General features: G+C 41.8%; 5 protein-coding genes. All 5 read right to left on the bottom strand.

The window, feature by feature from the left end; genetic code table 11:
• Nucleotides 1–106 precede the first annotated feature (106 nt).
• On the bottom strand, nt 107–292 hold the full coding sequence (locus AB4585_RS21755; protein WP_102530869.1) for a hypothetical protein: 186 nt from the start codon (nt 290–292) through the stop codon (nt 107–109).
• A 194-nt stretch (nt 293–486) separates the two neighbouring features.
• Nucleotides 487–1,569, bottom strand: a complete 1,083-nt coding sequence (locus AB4585_RS21750; protein ID WP_372154356.1) for an L-dopachrome tautomerase-related protein — start codon at nt 1,567–1,569, stop codon at nt 487–489.
• A gap of 83 nt (nt 1,570–1,652) precedes the next feature.
• Nucleotides 1,653–1,943: a putative quinol monooxygenase gene (locus AB4585_RS21745; protein WP_055026561.1), complete on the bottom strand. Its 291-nt coding sequence runs from the start codon at nt 1,941–1,943 to the stop codon at nt 1,653–1,655.
• Nucleotides 1,944–2,142: 199 nt separating this feature from the next.
• Complete coding sequence (locus AB4585_RS21740) at nt 2,143–2,433, bottom strand: putative quinol monooxygenase (RefSeq protein WP_102322248.1); 291 nt, start codon at nt 2,431–2,433, stop codon at nt 2,143–2,145.
• The coding region (locus AB4585_RS21735; RefSeq protein WP_372155830.1) for a hypothetical protein at nt 2,393–2,622 on the bottom strand (230 nt) is incomplete at its 5' end. The genes AB4585_RS21740 and AB4585_RS21735, both read right to left, overlap by 41 nt.

Below are 2,622 nucleotides of genomic sequence, written 5' to 3'. Positions count from 1 at the left end.
GGAGTGGATTCCATACATCAAGCTAGAGCAGGATTGAGGCTAATTTCAAGACACGCGATTAGACTTACTTTTCCTTATGTCTAGAGTTCTGACTATGTGGCCAAATTTACTGATCCACTACAGTTGATGCTTCTTCGTAAGAAAGGTGATCTGGAAAAGTTATAAAGCGATCTTCATGACCAACCACTTCCTGAGCTAACATACCATCAGTACTGCCTCCGCCTCTGGCCACATCGTTGCTACCTTGATTGATCGCGACAGTGTCCCAAGTCGGAAAAAACAGACCAACCACGCGGTTCCAACCTGAAGATGTGTAACCTTGCTACCGTCAGCAATCACATCACCTCCGCCAACAGCAGATGAGGCAAATTCAGACATCTGGATAAGGTCTCGACTCGGTTTTATCGTGAATTTTTCATGATGGGCTCGCTATTGAATTGAAAAATAAGGACAGGAGAGAATGACTCCCGCCATAAAGACCATCAATTAGTTAAGTTTGATTCGAAGCACATGGTATGGCTTGGTTGAACCTTCTTCGCCTTCGTTGAAAGCAGGGTGGAAGTGAAGAGAGTTTTGAGTGACGTACAAGTAATCACCCTGGATAGAGAAACCATCTGCCCATGACAATAACTTGTCATCTTGTGCAAAGATTTTGTAGCCGTCTTTATTCACCACACCAACAGCATTTTTCTCAATATCACCGACATAGATATCACCGTTATCTGCGATAATCATGCCATCACTTGGACGTTTTTCACTGAAAAATTCAATCTGCTCGGCCAATGCATCTTCACTAAGCGCTGTGTTAGCAAGAGCAGCGGCAGGAATACGGTAGATAGCACTACCATTGACTGTACCAAAATATAGCCATTCATTATTTGCATCAATAGTGATTGGATTCACACCAAGATAAATCGCATCAACGCTACCATCTTCACGCTTTGTCGCCATACGAGAACTATCAATCACAACTTCATGCTCAGGTGAAAGCAGTGCTTTATTTGATTGCAAAACGCGGCGAGATTTACCTGTATTTAAATCTACAACAACAAAGGCAGGCGCAGCTTCGCCATACAGATTACCTAAACTCGTATCGGCAATGTACATCTGGTTACGCAGTGTATCTAATGCAAAATCCTGTAAAAAAGAGTTACCGACCTGTACGTCTTTTCCAATTTCAATGCGTTTAAATAGCTTATCGTTGACGGTATCCCATGCAACAATTTGCGAAGGCGAAGTTTCACTGCCCATATCTAACACCCACACAACACCATCATCGGTACTATCAATACCGATTACTGAAGCCAAACCAACCTCACCTTTATCTGGACCATCTGCCCAGTCTTGGGTTGGAAATGCTTTGGTTGAGCCATCCTTCATCAATTCAACAACACGAAGTTCAGGTGCATCAAGGGGTTGCATAGAAAGGAAAGTACGCCCCTGCTTCGTTACTGTAATGTTCCCTGGTCGTGTGCCATCAAGCTTGGCAACCACTTCGATATCAGCCGCTTGCGCTGTGTTAACTATCATCGCAGTCGCAAGTGTTAGTAAGATTTTCATATTTTTCATGTCGAGCCTCATTGGTGTTCTTTGATGCCCCAAACCGTTTTAGTCAGGGCATAGTGCTATAACAAGCTTGTTTTATGTTGTCGTTACGCGATCTTAGTCATTTCGTTGACTGTGAAGCTTGCGACAGAGCCTTCCGTTGCTGTCATGTAGTCCGCAAGGTGCTGGTTGCCCATATGAGCCTGCCAAAGTTCACGTGATACCCAGTTTTCATAAAAAGTAAAATGCGCTGGGTTTTCGTTGTCTTGATGAAGGTCATAGTTGATGCAACCTTCTTCAGCGCGAGTAATGTCGATAAGCTTTAGTAGCTCGGCTTTCACCAGTTCAATTTTGTCGTCATTAGCTTTGATGTTTGCAACAATCGTTAATGTAGTCATGGGATGTTCCTTTTAAATTTGATACCGAAATCGTCGGTAATTTTGATGTCTTTAATGTTTTAGTGATAGGGCAACTCGTCATGTCATATTGAGTTACTCACTAAATGTAGTACAGGTACTACACTCAATTACTGACTTATATTGTAAATACTTTCAAATCTATTTTGATAATTGAATGTTTAAATACGTTAATTTTTAACTAAGCGATCTTGGTCATTTCGTTGACAGTGAAACTTGCGACAGAGCCTTCGGTTGCTGTCATGTAGTCAGCAAGGTGCTGGTTGCCCATATGAGCTTGCCAAAGTTCACGTGATACCCAGTTTTCATAAAAAGTAAAATGCGCTGGGTTGTCGTTGTCTTGATGAAGGTCATAGTTGATGCAACCTTCTTCAGCACGAGTTATCTCGATAAGTTTTAGTAGCTCAGCTTTCACAAGTTCAATTTTGTCGTCATTGGCTTTGATGTTTGCAACAATCGTTAATGTAGTCATAGGAGTTTCCTTCGTTCTGAGTTAGTGCCGTGCTTAGCGCACTGCGTTGTTGGTATGGAGGTATAATAGTGCGAACATTGCCAATGAAAAACAGCCCATCATTTGAATAATTACCAATTAAAATTTGATAATAATCTTTTAATATTTCATGTGGTGCGATATAAAGGGATAGGCGTTGTTGCCTAAATT

The organism is Vibrio sp. 10N.222.49.C9 (assembly GCF_041474985.1).
Lineage (GTDB): Bacteria > Pseudomonadota > Gammaproteobacteria > Enterobacterales > Vibrionaceae > Vibrio > Vibrio crassostreae_C.
Note: the sequence above shows the minus strand (reverse complement) of the source record. Positions and strands in the feature narration are given on the sequence as shown.

Excerpts from the sequence above, each read along its gene's own strand:
- AB4585_RS21740 (WP_102322248.1), bottom strand. The coding sequence starts at position 2,433 with ATGACTACATTAACGATTGTTGCAAACATCAAAGCCAATGACGACAAA.
- AB4585_RS21745 (WP_055026561.1), bottom strand. The coding sequence starts at position 1,943 with ATGACTACATTAACGATTGTTGCAAACATCAAAGCTAATGACGACAAA.
- AB4585_RS21750 (WP_372154356.1), bottom strand. The coding sequence starts at position 1,569 with ATGAAAAATATGAAAATCTTACTAACACTTGCGACTGCGATGATAGTT.